This window comes from Sphaerisporangium sp. NPDC005289 (assembly GCF_040607455.1).
GTDB lineage: Bacteria > Actinomycetota > Actinomycetes > Streptosporangiales > Streptosporangiaceae > Sphaerisporangium > Sphaerisporangium rhizosphaerae.
In genome coordinates this window covers 46,755-60,624 of record NZ_JBEXGS010000003.1, presented here as the reverse complement: position 1 = coordinate 60,624, position 13,870 = coordinate 46,755, and the positions used below count along the sequence as shown (strand labels likewise).

The following is a 13,870-nucleotide window of genomic DNA, read 5'->3' as shown; positions in this document are numbered from 1 at the left end:
GTGTTCCCGCACCCCGCCGGGCGTCATGGTCGTCGGTCGTGCGTCATTCGGTCGTGCGTCATTCGGTCGTGCGTCATTCGGTCCGGGTCCGCCGTGCTGCCCCTTTCGGCGATGTCGGCCAGGTCGGGCGGTATGCGGCCCGTCCGGTGATAGTCCCGCCACCCGGCCTGGCCGGGGAAGGAGCCGGCGGTCAGCTCCTCCAGCAGCGCGCTCACCCAGGCCGCCTCGGCCTCGCGGACGGCCAGCTCGTACTCGTCCTCGATGAGGAACAGCCGGGGGACGTCCTGGCGGTCGTGGTCCAGGGCCTCGCGCCGGGTGGTGGTCTCCTCCGCGAGCAGACGCAGGCGCCGCCGCAGCAGCCCGGCCACCTCGTCGGGCGGCAGGCTCCCCATCACCGAGAGCCCGGCCTGGAAGCTCGACCATTCAGGCTCGGGATCGGACAGCAGCTCGCGGGTCCAGTCGCGCATCTCCTCCTGCCCGGCGTCGGTGATGCGGTAGACGGTGCGCTCGGGGCGGCCGCCCTGCCGGGTGCTCTCGACCGCCTCCAGGAAGCCGTGGCGTTCGAGATTGCGCACCACCGTGTAGAGCGAGCCCCATTTGACCCGCATGTCGTGGTCCTTGCCCCGCGCCCGGAGCATCGAGGCCATCTCGTAGGGGTGCATCGGCCGCTGCACGACGGTGCCCAGGATGGCGAGGGCCAAGAGATTGCCGACCTTGCGCCGCTTCGCCACCGCGTGATCCCTCCTCTATTCGTCCACGATTACTCGTTCACGAGCATACGGCGGCGGCTATGCCGGTGACAAGACCCCTTCCGCCTGCGACCGTGTCCGGGGCGGGTCGTAAGCTCGCGGCATGAGCGGTTTCGAGATCGGCACCGACGGTCCGCAGGTGATCGTCGTCGGGGTCGACGGCTCCGAGACCTCCATGCGCGGCACCGCCTACGCCTGGGGGCTCGCCCGCCGCCAGGGCTCTGAGCTGATCTTCGTCTACGTCGTGGTCACCAGCCCGATCACCGCGCTCATCCCCGACGCCTCCGTCAGCGCCATCCAGGCGCAGGAGGAGGCGGGCGCCGAACTGCGCGACCGGCTCGCCAAGGTGGCCGAGTCGATCCAGCCGTGGGTGCGCCACACCTTCCGCATCGAGCGCGGCGACGCCGCCTCGGTCCTGATCCGCGTCGCGAACGAGGTCAGGGCGGACGCCGTGGTCGTCGGCTCCTCGGCCCAGGCCGGCCATCGGCTGATGGGCTCGGTGGCCGTCCGCCTGGTCCGCGCCGGCCGCTGGCCGGTCACCGTCGTCCCCTGACCCGCATCCTGACCCGCGCCCCGCGCCCGGACGCGTGCCCCGACCCGCGGCCGTACTCGCGCCTTCGGTCCGGGCCGATGATCCACTCTGACCCACGCCCGTGATCCTCGGTGAGCCGTTCGCTGAACGTTTCAAGCCGTTCACACATGTGAAACAGATCCCAAGATGAGGAATCGGCGACCGCCCAGCTAGGAGGCCGTGGCCGGCATTTCTCCACGGGAAAGACTTTCCGCGTCCTCACCAGGCGGGTTGACAGCCATGAGGGCGATTTTTACCTTCAACTCGTTCGCTTACATGTACGCCATACACATATGTGAACAGTATGGCGAGCCCTACGAACCCCGAGGAGTGATCGTGGGCGTGATCGTGAACAGAAGGCGGGCGGGCGCCGTGCTCGCCCTGGCGGCGGCCTCAGGTGTGGCGCTGGCCGGCGGCATCGTCGCCGGAGTGCCCGCCTTCGCGGCGCCGGCGTCGGGCGCCGCGCTCCAAGCCGCGATGGCCGCCCCGACCGACCTGGTCGGCTGGGCCACCCAGGGCGGCGGCACCACCGGCGGCGGGAACCTCTCGCCCACCAACGTCTCCAGCGCCTCGGCGCTGACCTCCGCGCTGTCGTCGTCCAGCGCCGCGGTGATCCGCGTCTCCGGGACGATCTCCTGCTCGGGCATGCTCAAGGTCGCCTCCAACAAGACCGTCCTGGGCAACGCGGGAGCCACGCTGGTCGGCTGCGGCCTCAACGTGACCAAGGCGTCCAACGTGATCATCCGGAACCTGACCTTCCGTGACTGGAACGACGACGGCATCAACGTGCAGTACTCGACCCGGGTCTGGCTGGACCACAACACCCTCAGCCACGGCCACGACGGCGCCATCGACATCAAGCGCTCCAGCGACTACGTCACCGTCTCCTGGAACCGCTTCTTCAACCACGACAAGACCATGCTCCTCGGCCACAGCGACGACAACGCCTCCGAGGACGTCGGCCACCTGCGCGTGACCTACCACCACAACTTCTTCGACGGCACCAACCAGCGTCACCCGCGCGTGCGCTTCGGCAACCCGGTGCACGTCTACAACAACTACTACGCCAACGTCGGATCCGGCGGAGGCTACGGCGTGGCCTCCACCGAAGGCGCGGGCGTCCTGGTCGAGGGCAACTACTTCGAGAACACCGCCGACCCGTTCCACCGCGGCGAGGCGTCGTCCGGGCCGGGCAGTCTCGTGGCCCGCAACAACTTCTTCGTGAATTCGGGCGCGGGGGACGCCGGCGGCAGCGTGGCCTCCATCCCCTACTCCTACTCGCTCGACACCGCGTCGAACGTCAAGTCGATCGTCACCGCGAGCGCCGGCGCCGGCAAGATCAGCGTCTGACGCCGTTCGTGCGAACCGGACCCAGCGGTCACTGAAACAAGGAGAGAACAAACGTGAGCCTCATCATGAGGACGAGGAGGACGGGCAGAATGCTCGTCCTGACCGTCGCGGCCGGCGTCGCGCTGGTGGCGGGCGTCACCGGCGCGGGCATGGCGGCCGCCGCGGCGCCGACGTCCGGCTCCTACACCCTGGTCAACGCCGGGAGCGGGCTGTGCCTGGACGCGCCGGGCGGCTCCGACGGCACCCAGCTGGTCCAGTCGTCCTGTAGCGGCGGCGGCAACCAGATCTGGACGCTCGCGTCGGCGAGCGGCGGCGTCACGCTCAAGGCCGGCGGCACCGGCAAGTGCGCGGGCGTCAAGGACGCGAGCACCTCCGCGGGCAAGGCCGTGCAACTGGAGAGCTGCTCGGGAGCCTCCTCGCAGTCCTGGCAGCTCACCGAGTCCGGGTCCGACTACCGCGTGGTCAACGCCAACGGCGGCAAGTGCCTGAACGTCAAGGACAGCTCGACCAGCCCGGGCGCGCTCATCCAGCAGAACTCCTGCGACTCGGTGACCAGCAAGCAGTGGAGGCTGGCGCCGGCCGGGTCGACCCCGACTCCGACGGCCACGCCCACGCCCACCCGGACCCCCACGCCGACGCCCACCCCGACGGGTGGCGGCGGCACCATCCCGACCTTCCCCTCGCCGAGCGGCTCGGTGAAGGTCGACGCCACCATCCAGGTGTCGGGCACCTTCGACGGCGGGATGAAGCGCTACTACGGCATCGGTGACGGCGGCCAGAGCGAGAGCCAGGACCCGGTGTTCGAGCTGGCGGCCGGCTCGACGATCAAGAACGTCATCATCGGCGCGCCGGCCGGTGACGGCATCCACTGCAACGGCAACTGCACGATCCAGAACGTCTGGTGGGAGGACGTGGGCGAGGACGCCGCGACCTTCCTCGGCGGCAACGACTACTACGTCACCGGCGGCGGCGCCAAGTCGGCCTCGGACAAGGTGTTCCAGCACAACGGCCCGGGCACCGTCCACATCAGCGACTTCTTCGTCGGCAGCTCCGGCAAGCTGTACCGGGCGTGCGGCAACTGCTCCAGCTCCTACCAGCGCCACGTGGTGATGAACGGCATCGTCGCCCAGAGCACCAAGGTGCTGGCCGGGATCAACACCAACTGGGGCGACACCGCGCGGTTCAGCAACATCACCGTCTACGGCAGCGCGAGCAGCACCAGCATCTGCGACAAGTACAAGGGCGTGCCCAAGGGCAGCGAGCCGACGAAGATCGGCAGCGGCGCCGACGGCGTGAACTGCATCTACTCGTCCTCGGACATCACCTACAAGTGATGCCCGCGAACGGCAGGAGCCCCCGTGCCGCGCCGGCACGGGGGCTCCGCCGTTCACCGTGAATGCCAGGCCCCGCGTGCCCCAAGGGCTCGAAGGCTGGACGGTTCGAAGGCTCGAACGGCTCAGATCGCTCCGTAGTCGGCCAGGAACAGGGCCTCGGCGGTGGCGGCGCGGCGCAGCTCCTCGATGACCAGGCGCTCGTTCGGCGCGTGGATGGCGGCGCCGTCGTCCTCGGCGCCGAACAGCAGGATCTCGGCCGCCGGGTACTGCTTGAGCAGCGTGGCCACCAGCGGGATCGAGCCGCCCGAGCCGATGTCGCGCGGCGCCCGGCCGAAGGCGCGCTCCATCGCCCGGTCGAGCGCGGCCCTGGCCCGGCCGCCGCCGTCGGCCTGGAACCCCGAGCCGAGGACCAGGTCGGTCACCGACGCCTCCACCCCCCAGGGCGCGGCGTGACGCAGGTGCTCGGCCACGTCGTTCGCGGCGGTCTTGGGGTCGCCGGACGGGGGGACGCGGACGGTGACGCGGGCCCGCGCCACCGGCTGGACCGCGTTGATCGCCCCCTGCACCGACGGCACGTCCAGCCCGGTGACCGTGATCGCGTACGAGGCCCAGAGGCGGTCGGCCAGCGAGCCGGAGCCGACCAGGGACACCCCGTCCAGCACGCCGGCGGTCGCCCGGAACTCCTCCTCGGCGGGGCCGGCGCCGAGGAAGACCCCGCGCGGCAGCCCGGGCACCCGGACGTCGCCGTTCTCGTCGTGCAACGAGGCCAGCATGCGGATCAGCGCCGCCAGCGCGTCGGGGGCGGCGCCGCCGAACGAGCCGCTGTGCACCGACTCGGCCAGGGTGCGCACCTCGACGGTGAAGGCCGCCATCCCGCGCAGCGACGTCGTCACTGTCGCGTCGCCCACGCTGGGGTTGCCGGTGTCGGCCACGATGATGGCGTCGGCGCGCAGCAGCTCGAGGTTGCGCTCGACGAACTCCTCCAGGCGCTCGCCGGCGTACTCCTCCTGGCCCTCGATGATGACCTTGATGCCCACGGGGAACCGGCCCTGGAAGGACCGCAGGGCCAGGACGTGCGCCAGCACGCCCGACTTGTCGTCGGCGACGCCGCGGCCGTACAGGGCGCCGTCGACGAACGTCGGCTCGAACGGGGGCGTGCGCCACAGCGCGGGGTCCCCGGCGGGCTGGACGTCGTAGTGCGCGTACAGCAGCACTGTCGGGGCGCCGGGCGGGGCGGGCGCCTCGCCGTAGACGGCGGGGAAGCTTCCGTCGACCGGGATCTGCCGGACCTGCGCGAGCCCGGTGCCGCGCAGCAGTTCCTCGGTCATCGCGGCCGCCGCGTACACCGGCTCCTCGGGATGACCGGGGAAGGCGACCGAGGGGATGGCGGCGAGCCGGGTGAGCTCCTCCACCGCCCTCGGCATCTCGGCTGCTACGGCGTTCTCGATCTGATCAGGAGTCACGGCTGTCTGTTCCCCGTATCGGCTGAGTTCTGATTCGACACATTGCATCACAGTCAGAACGCGCGTCGTGCCCTCTCCGAGGTCCGGGGGGTCCTTCGGGGAGATCGGGAAAGCGACCGGTCCGCGGTATGTCCTCGTGTGCCGGGCGGCCTCGTCCGGCGGGACGCGTTACATCGGTTCCGCGTGCCCACCGGGGATTCGCGTTCAACACACCCACACGGATTTCGTCGTTGTTACATACCGATATCGCGGATTCCGAAGTTCTTGCATAGTGTCGCCACGCAACCAGTTGTAATCACCCGTGTGGAACATGCACACTGAGGGCAGTCGAGATCACGAGGAAAGATAGCCATGACGCGACCTGAGACCGACACGGCCGCCGTCCTGAAGGCAGCGCAGGACAACCTGTGGCTGCACTTCACCCGGCACAGCGCCCACGACGCCGCGCAGGTGCCGACGATCGTCCGGGGCGACGGTGCCTACATCTACGACCTCAACGGCAAGCGCTACCTCGACGGGCTGTCCGGCCTGTTCGTCGTGCAGATGGGGCACGGGCGGGCCGAACTGGCCGAGGCGGCGGCCAAGCAGGCGCAGGATCTCGCGTTCTTCCCCCTGTGGTCGTTCGCTCACCCCAAGGCCGCCGAACTGGCCCAGCGCCTGGCCGGCCTGACCCCCGGCGACCTCAACCGGGTGTTCTTCACCACCGGCGGCGGCGAGGCCGTCGAGTCGGCCTGGAAGCTCGCCAAGCAGTACTTCAAGCTCGTCGGCAAGCCGCTGAAGCACAAGGTCATCAGCCGGGCCATCGCCTACCACGGCACCCCGCAGGGCGCGCTGTCGATCACCGGCATCCCGGCCTTCAAGCAGTTCTTCGAGCCGCTGGTGCCGGGCTCGGTGCGCGTTCCCAACACCAACCACTACCGCGCCGACGAGATCACCGGCATGCCGGGCATGAGCCCGGAGCAGTTCGGCCGCTGGGCCGCCGACCAGGTCGGCAAGGCCATCGAGATGGAGGGCCCCGACACCGTCGCGGCCGTCTTCGTCGAGCCCGTGCAGAACGCCGGCGGCTGCTTCCCGCCGCCGCCCGGATACTTCCAGCGTCTGCGCGAGATCTGCGACCAGTATGACGTGCTGCTGGTCTCGGACGAGGTGATCTGCGCCTTCGGCCGGCTCGGCACGATGTTCGGCGGGCAGAAGTTCGACTACGTCCCCGACATCATCACCTGCGCCAAGGGCCTGACCAGCGGATACTCGCCGATCGGCGCGATGATCGCCTCCGAGCGGCTGTTCGAGCCGTTCAAGTCGGGCGCCACGATGTTCGCCCACGGCTACACCTTCGGCGGCCACCCCGTCTCCTCGGCGGTCGCGCTGGCCAACCTCGACCTGTTCGAGCGCGAGGACATCCTCGGCCACGTGCAGCGCAACGAGCCGGTCTTCCGCGCCACCCTTGAGCGGCTCCGCGACCTGCCGATCGTCGGCGACGTGCGCGGCTCGGGCTACTTCTACGGCATCGAACTGGTCAAGGACAAGGACACCAAGCAGACCTTCGACGAGGCCGAGTCCGAGCGGCTGCTGCGCGGCTTCCTGTCCAATGCCCTGTACGACGCCGGCCTCTACTGCCGCGCCGACGACCGCGGCGACCCGGTCGTCCAGCTCGCGCCCCCGCTCATCTGCGGCCCGAAGGAGTTCGACGAGATCGAGTCGATCCTCCGCTCGGTGCTGACCGAAGCCTGGAACCGCCTGTAGCGGCCGTTCCGGCGTCCTGCCCGTGCCTGGAAGCCAAGGCCCTTACCTCGTTCCGGCACTCTCACAGTCTCGCCATTCCCGAAAGGACTCCGTAATGAAGATCGGCGTGCCAGCCGAGGTCAAGAACCACGAGTACCGGGTCGCCGCCACCCCGGCGGGCGTGCACGAGCTCGTCCGCCACGGCCACGACGTCTACGTGCAGCGCGACGCGGGCCTCGGCTCGCAGATCCCGGACGAGGAGTACCTGTTCGCGGGCGCCAAGATCCTCGACAGCGCGGACGCGGTCTGGGGCGAGACCGACATGGTGCTCAAGGTGAAGGAGCCCATCGCCGAGGAGTACCACCGGATGCGCGAGGGGCAGGTCCTGTTCACCTACCTGCACCTCGCCGCGTCCCGTGCGTGCACCGACGCGCTGCTGGAACGCAAGGTCACCGCCATCGCCTACGAGACCGTGCAGGCGGGCGCCGCCCTGCCGCTGCTCGCCCCGATGTCGGAGGTCGCCGGGCGGCTCGCCCCGCAGGTGGGCGCGTACAACCTGATGCGCTTCAACGGCGGCCGCGGCGTGCTGCCCGGGGGAGTCCCCGGCGTCGCCCCCGCCAAGGTCGTCGTCATCGGCGGCGGCGTCTCCGGCCTCAACGCCGCGCAGATCGCGGTCGGCATGGGCGCCGAGGTCACCATCCTCGACGTCAACGTCGACCGGCTCCGGCAGATCGACGCCATCTACCAGGGCCGCCTGAAGACCATCGTCTCCACCCGGTACGCCATCGAGCAGGCCGTGGTCGAGGCCGACCTGGTCATCGGCGCCGTGCTGATCCCCGGCGCCAAGGCCCCGACCCTGGTCTCCAACGAGCTCGTCTCGCGCATGAAGGCGGGGTCGGTGCTGGTGGACATCGCCATCGACCAGGGCGGCTGCTTCGAGGACTCCCGGCCCACCACCCACGCCGAACCCACGTACAAGGTGCACAACTCTGTCTTCTACTGCGTGGCCAACATGCCCGGCTCGGTGGCCAACACCTCGACCTACGCGCTCACCAATGCGACGCTGCCGTACGCGGTCAAGCTGGCCGACCTCGGCTGGCGCGAGGCCCTGCGCGCCGACCCGGCCCTCGCCCTCGGCCTCAACACCCACGCCGGCCGCCTCACCTACGCCCACGTCGCCGAGGCCCACAACCTCCCCCACGACCCGGTGACCGCCGTCCTCAACTAGCCGGACCAGCGCCACCAGCCGAACCGGCGCCACGCCCTCGCGGCCGGGCCGGCGATCGTCGGAGCTTCACCGCCGCCGGCGATCGTCCAAGCTGCACTGCCATCCGTGCGGGGCCGCGGGGGTGGCGCCGTTCTCGTGGTGTCACGGAGTGCCGGGCGGGTCCGACGGGTTCGCGTACTGGTCGGTGAGTTCCTGGCCGATTCTGGCCAGTTCGGTGCGGACCGATCGGGGCTCTACCACTTCGAGCATCGCGCCCCAGCCTGCCAGTTGTTCGGCGATCGAACGGGCCGTGTGCGCCGCCACGCGGACCCGGACCCGCCCGTCGGCCCGCTCATCCTCCTGGGCGGCGACCTCGCAGTGCCGTCCGAAATGGGAGCGGAGCACCGGGAGGAACCGGGCGTCCACCAGCACCACGGCCGACACCAGGGATCGCCGCTGCTCCATCTCCGCCACCACGCGCGACCACTCCGCCGAGAGGTCGAAGTGCTCGGGCCGCTCCGCGGGCAGATCCGTGACGTCCGCGGACGCGATGCGGTCCAGGCGGAAGGTCCGCTGACCGGCTTCGGTGCCCGCGATGAGGTACCAGATCCCGTCCTTGTCGACCAGACCTAGGGGATCGACCAGGCGCTCCGTCGAGCGTCCCCCCTTGCCGGTGTACGCCAGCCGCACCTTGAACCGGCGCACGACGGCGTTCCGCAGCGGTCGCAGGAGGGCGGGCGCTTCACGGTCCGCCTCGCCCCAGTCCGCCGCGTCGGACACGACCGCCCGGGACGCGGCCTCGGCGTCCGAGCGGAACGTGGCGGGCAGGGCGCGGATGAGCTTGCGCAGGGCGGAGGTCACCTCGGGCTCGGCCGAACTCGCCGGACCCAGGAGCAGGAAGAGGACCTGGGACTCGGCCGCGTTCAGCCCGGTCAGGTCCGTGCGGGCGCCACCGACCAGCGACCATCCTCCGCCGCGTCCCGGCTGCGGGTAGACCGGGATCCCGGCGGCGGACAGGGCCTCCAGGTCACGGCGGGCGGTGGCCACGGAGATCTCCAGCCGCTCGGCCAGCTCCGCGGCCGTCACCCTGCCGCGCGCCTGCAGAAGCAGAAGAGCAGCCACCAGCCGGTCAGCGCGCATGTTCCCATCATGGCTCTAAAAGTGCTCAATCGGTGAGCACTTTGGCGGGGACGATGGTCACATGACCGCGAGAGAGGAAGCCGAAATGCTGCGAGGACTCACCACCGTCACGTTCTACTCGCCCGACTTCGAAGCCACCAAGCGCTGGTACACCGAGCTGTTCGGCATCGCGCCCTACATGGACACCCCCGCGTACATGGAGTGGCGCATCGGCGACTACGAGCACGAGTTCGGCGTCATCCACAGTTCCTACGCCGGCACCGAGCTGGCCAGGACCGCCGCCCCCGACACGATCGGACGAGCGGCGGGCGCCGTGGTGTTCTGGCACGTCGACGACGTCCCCGCCGCCCTGGAGAGACTGGTGGCGATGGGAGCCAAGGAGCACGACGCGCCGCGCGACCGCGGCACCGGCTTCATCACCGCCTCGGTGATCGACCCATGGGGCAACGTCCTGGGCCTGATGTACAACCCCCACTACCTGAAGGTCCTGGGCTCAGCTTGAGCTTCAGCTCTTCACGCAAGCCGTACTCGGGCTCTTGAGGTGCGTAATCACTGGTCCGAGCGATAAATGCTTCCCACAATGGCGCTCGGGCTTCCGAGGTGCGTGAGGCATGGTCCGAGCTTTCGGCGCGCTTCGCGCAAGGGCGCTCGGACCGTGTTGTCTCGGGGGCACGCCCCCGCACCCCCAACGAGGGGCCTGCCGGCCCCTCGCGCTCCCCGGTCCTTCCTACTCCCCGGTCCTCCGACCTGCTGGTTCTCGCGCTCCCCGGTTCTCGCGCTCTCCGGTTCTCCGACTCCCCGGTTCTCGCGCTCCCCGGTCCTCCGAGCCGCCTCCATCACTTATCGCCCACCACGCAGGCCCAGTTGAAGGCGCCGCGGCGGCGGGTCGTGGTACGGCGAATTCGGCGCCGCACTACGGCGCACACGCCGCGGACGCTCACCCTGCCCGCGGCCTGGTCATCGCGGGCAACGTCGCCGCCTTCGTCCTGCTGTCCGCGGCGACCGTCCTGTCGATCTGCAAGCCATGGGGAAGAACGCCCTGGGGCCGCCGCAACGCCGCCCGCCGCCGGCAGAGCAAAGCTCCACGCGACCGGCAGCGCCTCTCTGAACGGACGTGACGACGCACGCGGCAGGGATCGCCGCCGTGGCCGCGATCACGCGTGCCGCGTGGGCCGCCTCCTCGGCGGCGACGGGTGATGCCGTACCCAAGCTCACCCCTCACCCACCAGCACGAGCCCTCATCATGGCCTTCGCTCCGGCTCCGCATCACGCGTCTCATGGCGGAGCGGTGTCGTCTGGGCCATGGAGGCGAGGAGGCGGAGCTTCTCGTCGCTCTGGCTGCCCTGGTCGGCGTAGTAGAGGACCAGGATCAGGTCGTCGACGGGAAGCTTGTCACGGTGCAGGCGCAACTCGCCGACGACGGGATGGTTCACGATGGTGGTGCCGCCGTCGAGGCTGCGGACGTCGTGGCGCGCCCAGAGAGTCCGGAACCGCTCGCTCGACAGGGCGAGCTCTCCCACCAGCTCCACGAATCGCGGGTCGTCGATGTCGTCGCCGATGGACTTCCTGAAGGCGGCGACGAACCCTTCCGCCGAGCGCGCCCAGTCGTGCTGGAAGGCCTGCTCCTCGGGGTCGAGTATCAGCGACCGGAGACGGTTGTACCCGGGCTGGAGGCGTGGAGACAGCGCGACCGCGAGCCGGTTGGACGCGAGCACGTCGAACGCCCGCCCTTCCACGAACGCGGGCACCTGCACGCTCGCCAGTAGCTGGTGCAACCGCGCGGGCACCCGTTCGGGCCTCCTGCGCCGCCGCGGCCTCGGACGGGAGGCGGCCAGGCCGAGCAGGTACTCCTGTTCGAGCTCGTCAAGGTGCAGGACCCGCGCGAGTGATTCGAGGACCTGCGGCGAGGGGTTGTTGTCACGGCCGCGCTCCAGCCGCAGGTAGTAGTCGCCGCTGATGCCCGCGAGCATGGCGACCTCCTCACGGCGAAGCCCGGGAACGCGGCGATTGGCACCCGCCGGAAGCCCGGCCTGCGCCGGAGTGACCAGCGCCCGGCGGGCACGGAGGTAGCTCCCGAGCAGGTTGGCGCGGTTGTCCTCGCTCATCTCAGCATCGTAGGTCAGGGCCTGGTCGGCTAAGGGGGCCCTGACAGGACCCTGGAAGACGGGGGCATCCCCTCCGGCCGGAGAACCGCACGACACTGAAGGCGTCGCCGCACAGGAGAAGACCTGGGCGAGCCGGGGCGCGCTCGCGCGCAGGCCACGACCGGTGTCCGGCGACATCATCGACCGCGCCCGCCGGCCCGCCGCCGTCGGCGCCGTGGACAGGAGGAACAATGGACATCACCGACCGCACCGTCTTCATCGCCGGCGCCACCTCGGGGATAGGCACGGAGCTCGCGCGCCGCTTCGCCGCGGCCGGCAGCGCCGTCATCGTCGGCGGCCGGCGGACCGACCTGCTGGACCGGCTCGCGGACGAGGGGTTCGCCACCGTTCCCATCGACGTGACCGACGGGGCCGGCGTCGAGCGGGCCCGCGACGCCATCCTCGAGAGCCACCCGGACCTCGACACGATCGTGACGATGTCCGGGGTCATGATGACCGAGGACCTGCGCGATCCCGGGCACTTCGGCGCCACGGAGAAGACGATCGACACCAATCTCCTCGGCACCATCCGCGTCGTCGACGCCTTCACCCCGCATCTGATCGGGCGCGGCGCCGGCACCGTCATCACGGTCACTTCGGGCATCGCGTTCCTGCCGTTCCCGCCCATGCCGGCCTACGCCGCATCCAAGGCCGGCGTTCACGCCTACTCCGAGGCGTTGCGGGCGCAACTGGACGGCACCGGCATCGAGGTCTGCGAGCTCGTCCCCCCGGCCGTCGCCACCACTCCGGAGCAGGCACGGCGCAATCCCCGGGCGCTCGACCTGGCCGCGTTCGCCACCGAGGTGATGGACCTGCTCCGGGCCGACCCCACTCCGCGCGAGATCCTCGTCAAGGGCGTGCTGATGCACCGCTGGGCCGAGCGCGACGGCACCTACGACGAGTTGGTCGCCCAGCGGTCGCAGGCACTCGCGATGCTCCCGGCCCGACAGTGAGCACGACAACAGAGAAAGGAACACCAGTGAGCGAACTCGCACTCGTCACCGGCGCCACCTCCGGAATCGGCAGGGCCTTCGCCGAGCGGCTGGCGGCCGACGGCCACGACCTGCTGATCGTCGGCCGGCGCAAGGAGCGACTGGAAGAGTTCGCGGAGACCCACCCCGATGTCGATGTCCGGGTGGTCCACGCCGACCTGTCCACCCCCGCGGGCATCGACGCGGTAGCCGGGATCTGCGCGACCGAATCGCTGACCATGCTCGTGAACAACGCCGGGGTCGCCCACTACATGCCGCTCGCCGAGCTCCCCGCGGACAAGGCGGCGGAACTGGTCAACGTCAAGATCCTCGCCCCCACGCTGCTCACCCGCGCCATGGTCGCGGGCATGCAGGAGCGCGGCGAAGGCACGATCGTCAACGTGGCCGGCATGATCGCCTTCAGCGGCCCCGCCCCGCACTCCCAGATGCCACGTCGCGCCGTCTACGGTGGGAGCCTGGCCTACCTCGTCGCGATGTCCCAGACCCTCGCCGCGGAGCTCGAGGGCACGGGCGTCGCCGTCCAGGTCGTGTGCCCGGGCGTGGTGGCCACCGAGTTCCACGAGCGCCAGGGCCTCGACATGAGCGAGGTGCCCCGCATGACGGTCGAGGACGTGGTCACCGCGAGCCTGCGCGGCCTGGAACTGGGCGAGACCGTCTGCGCCCCGGGCGTCGAGAACGCCGCCCTGCTGGACGCCGTCTTCCAGGCCGACCTGGCCGCCTTCGCAGGCCAGAGCCCTCACCTCGCCACCCGCTACCGCGACACGAACGCCCTGCCCGGCGACTGACGTCACCGTTCGGGTGGAGAGGTCGTCAGCTGGGCTCCCACAGTTCGACCCGGTTGCCCTCGGGATCGGTGACCCAGCCGAAGCGGCCGACTCCCTCCATGTCCTCGGTCTCCTTGGCCACGTCCGCTCCCTTGGCGCGCAACTGCGCGAGCATCGCGTCCAGGTCGCGGACCCGGAAGTTGAGCATCGTCCGCTGGGCGCGGGAGCCGAAGTACTCGGTGTCGGACTCGAAGGTCGCGAACACCGTCACCCCGGCCTCCTGACGCCACAGGCCGTTCTCACCGGCGTCCAGGCCCAGGCAATCGCGGTACCACGCACCCAGGGCCGCCGGGTCGGTGGCCCGCATGAAGTATCCGCCGATTCCAAGCACACGTTCCATGGCGCCATCCTGCCAGGACCGCGTCGCCCGCTAG

Annotated in this window: 13 protein-coding genes; 8 read left to right on the top strand and 5 right to left on the bottom strand. The window is 70.4% G+C overall.

Annotation, left to right across the window (positions count from 1 at the left end):
• Positions 1-23: 23 nt before the first annotated feature.
• Entirely contained in the window at positions 24-731 is a 708-nt protein-coding gene (locus tag ABZT47_RS05960) for a PadR family transcriptional regulator (RefSeq protein WP_354836691.1), read from the bottom strand.
• Between the two features lie 121 nt (positions 732-852).
• Here ABZT47_RS05960 and ABZT47_RS05955 point away from each other — a divergent pair, with 121 nt between their 5' ends.
• The 3 genes from ABZT47_RS05955 (at position 853) to ABZT47_RS05945 (ending at position 4,004) form a co-directional block, all read left to right on the top strand.
• Positions 853-1,302: a universal stress protein gene (locus tag ABZT47_RS05955; RefSeq protein WP_354836689.1), complete on the top strand. Its 450-nt coding sequence runs from the start codon at positions 853-855 to the stop codon at positions 1,300-1,302.
• A gap of 354 nt (positions 1,303-1,656) precedes the next feature.
• The gene (locus ABZT47_RS05950; RefSeq protein WP_354836687.1) at positions 1,657-2,670 is read left to right on the top strand and encodes a right-handed parallel beta-helix repeat-containing protein; all 1,014 of its coding nucleotides are present in this window, start codon (positions 1,657-1,659) and stop codon (positions 2,668-2,670) included.
• Between the two features lie 89 nt (positions 2,671-2,759).
• On the top strand, positions 2,760-4,004 hold the full coding sequence (locus ABZT47_RS05945; RefSeq protein WP_354836685.1) for a pectate lyase: 1,245 nt from the start codon (positions 2,760-2,762) through the stop codon (positions 4,002-4,004).
• A 122-nt stretch (positions 4,005-4,126) separates the two neighbouring features.
• Here the strand turns inward: ABZT47_RS05945 and ABZT47_RS05940 are convergent, their stop codons facing one another.
• Positions 4,127-5,467 (bottom strand): M20/M25/M40 family metallo-hydrolase, encoded by a 1,341-nt coding sequence (locus ABZT47_RS05940; protein WP_354836683.1) that lies wholly within the window; start codon positions 5,465-5,467, stop codon positions 4,127-4,129.
• Between the two features lie 351 nt (positions 5,468-5,818).
• Here ABZT47_RS05940 and ABZT47_RS05935 point away from each other — a divergent pair, with 351 nt between their 5' ends.
• Both ABZT47_RS05935 and ald read left to right on the top strand, forming a co-directional pair.
• The gene (locus tag ABZT47_RS05935) at positions 5,819-7,210 is read left to right on the top strand and encodes an aspartate aminotransferase family protein (protein ID WP_354836681.1); all 1,392 of its coding nucleotides are present in this window, start codon (positions 5,819-5,821) and stop codon (positions 7,208-7,210) included.
• Between the two features lie 94 nt (positions 7,211-7,304).
• Positions 7,305-8,417, top strand: a complete 1,113-nt coding sequence (ald, locus tag ABZT47_RS05930) for an alanine dehydrogenase (protein WP_354836679.1) — start codon at positions 7,305-7,307, stop codon at positions 8,415-8,417.
• A 141-nt stretch (positions 8,418-8,558) separates the two neighbouring features.
• Here ald and ABZT47_RS05925 read toward each other — a convergent pair whose 3' ends face one another.
• A complete protein-coding gene (locus ABZT47_RS05925; RefSeq protein ID WP_354836677.1) occupies positions 8,559-9,536 on the bottom strand; it encodes a WYL domain-containing protein in 978 nt (325 codons plus the stop codon).
• A gap of 85 nt (positions 9,537-9,621) precedes the next feature.
• On the opposite strand from ABZT47_RS05925, the gene ABZT47_RS05920 reads away from it, so the two are divergent.
• Complete coding sequence (locus ABZT47_RS05920; RefSeq protein WP_354836675.1) at positions 9,622-10,038, top strand: VOC family protein; 417 nt, start codon at positions 9,622-9,624, stop codon at positions 10,036-10,038.
• Positions 10,039-10,777: 739 nt separating this feature from the next.
• On the opposite strand, the gene ABZT47_RS05915 is transcribed toward ABZT47_RS05920, so the two are convergent.
• On the bottom strand, positions 10,778-11,641 hold the full coding sequence (locus ABZT47_RS05915) for a helix-turn-helix transcriptional regulator (protein ID WP_354836673.1): 864 nt from the start codon (positions 11,639-11,641) through the stop codon (positions 10,778-10,780).
• Between the two features lie 230 nt (positions 11,642-11,871).
• Here ABZT47_RS05915 and ABZT47_RS05910 point away from each other — a divergent pair, with 230 nt between their 5' ends.
• Both ABZT47_RS05910 and ABZT47_RS05905 read left to right on the top strand, forming a co-directional pair.
• Positions 11,872-12,633, top strand: a complete 762-nt coding sequence (locus ABZT47_RS05910; RefSeq protein WP_354836671.1) for an SDR family NAD(P)-dependent oxidoreductase — start codon at positions 11,872-11,874, stop codon at positions 12,631-12,633.
• A 26-nt stretch (positions 12,634-12,659) separates the two neighbouring features.
• Positions 12,660-13,457, top strand: a complete 798-nt coding sequence (locus ABZT47_RS05905; RefSeq protein WP_354836669.1) for an SDR family NAD(P)-dependent oxidoreductase — start codon at positions 12,660-12,662, stop codon at positions 13,455-13,457.
• A 25-nt stretch (positions 13,458-13,482) separates the two neighbouring features.
• On the opposite strand, the gene ABZT47_RS05900 is transcribed toward ABZT47_RS05905, so the two are convergent.
• Positions 13,483-13,836 (bottom strand): VOC family protein, encoded by a 354-nt coding sequence (locus tag ABZT47_RS05900; RefSeq protein ID WP_354836667.1) that lies wholly within the window; start codon positions 13,834-13,836, stop codon positions 13,483-13,485.
• Between the last annotated feature and the right edge of the window lie 34 nt (positions 13,837-13,870).

Bases quoted from the DNA above. Each gene is read 5' to 3' on its own strand.
- ABZT47_RS05955 (WP_354836689.1), top strand. From the start codon at position 853: ATGAGCGGTTTCGAGATCGGCACCGACGGTCCGCAGGTGATCGTCGTC.
- ABZT47_RS05945 (WP_354836685.1), top strand. From the start codon at position 2,760: ATGCTCGTCCTGACCGTCGCGGCCGGCGTCGCGCTGGTGGCGGGCGTC.
- ABZT47_RS05935 (WP_354836681.1), top strand. From the start codon at position 5,819: ATGACGCGACCTGAGACCGACACGGCCGCCGTCCTGAAGGCAGCGCAG.
- ald (WP_354836679.1), top strand. From the start codon at position 7,305: ATGAAGATCGGCGTGCCAGCCGAGGTCAAGAACCACGAGTACCGGGTC.
- ABZT47_RS05925 (WP_354836677.1), bottom strand. From the start codon at position 9,536: ATGCGCGCTGACCGGCTGGTGGCTGCTCTTCTGCTTCTGCAGGCGCGC.
- ABZT47_RS05920 (WP_354836675.1), top strand. From the start codon at position 9,622: ATGCTGCGAGGACTCACCACCGTCACGTTCTACTCGCCCGACTTCGAA.
- ABZT47_RS05915 (WP_354836673.1), bottom strand. From the start codon at position 11,641: ATGAGCGAGGACAACCGCGCCAACCTGCTCGGGAGCTACCTCCGTGCC.
- ABZT47_RS05910 (WP_354836671.1), top strand. From the start codon at position 11,872: ATGGACATCACCGACCGCACCGTCTTCATCGCCGGCGCCACCTCGGGG.
- ABZT47_RS05900 (WP_354836667.1), bottom strand. From the start codon at position 13,836: ATGGAACGTGTGCTTGGAATCGGCGGATACTTCATGCGGGCCACCGAC.